The 624-nt window shown below is 67.5% G+C and carries 1 protein-coding gene; it reads left to right on the plus strand.

What is annotated here, in order from left to right:
• Positions 1–269: 269 nt before the first annotated feature.
• A partial coding sequence (locus tag AC1DQC_RS19950) for an SDR family NAD(P)-dependent oxidoreductase (RefSeq protein ID WP_477052966.1) occupies positions 270–624 on the plus strand: 355 nt, incomplete at its 3' end.

The raw sequence follows: 624 nt of genomic DNA on the forward strand, positions 1-624 counted from the left end.
TCCATGTCCTGGCCGGCTTCGCGGATTGCGTCGGCCAGTTCGAACCATCCCTTCGAGGGGATTGCGTTCACAGGCGGGTAGTCGACGGTGACCGTGGTGATGCCGGACCCGTCGGATTTGGAAGTGATTCCCATCGTGATTCCTTAGGTAGGTCGCCAAACCAAGCGATTGCTTGGTAAGTTAGCACACCTGCGGGTCGGGCCGGAGTTCGTCCCGAGGGGACGGATGCACCCCCGGCCCGCAGAGAATCCCTGACAGCGGAGGTACAGGTGGATCTAGGTCTGGACGGCAACGTGGTGCTGGTCACCGGCGGTGTGCGAGGGGTCGGTGCCGGCATCAGCCGCGCCTTCCTCGGGGCGGGCGCGACCGTGGTGACGTGCGCGCGACGGCCCGGCGACGAGCCGGTCGAGGTGGACGGACGGACGGCGGAGTTCATCGCCTGCGACGTCCGCGACCCCGAACAGGTGCAGGCGATGATCGACTCGATCGTCGCCACCCACGGGCGCCTGGACACAGTCGTCAACAACGCGGGCGGTGCGCCCTTCGCGCTGGCCGCGGACGCCAGCCCGCGCTTCCACTCGAAGATCGTGGAGCTGAACCTGCTCTCGCCGCTGCTCGTCGCGC

This window comes from Cellulomonas sp. P4_H12 (assembly GCF_056400905.1).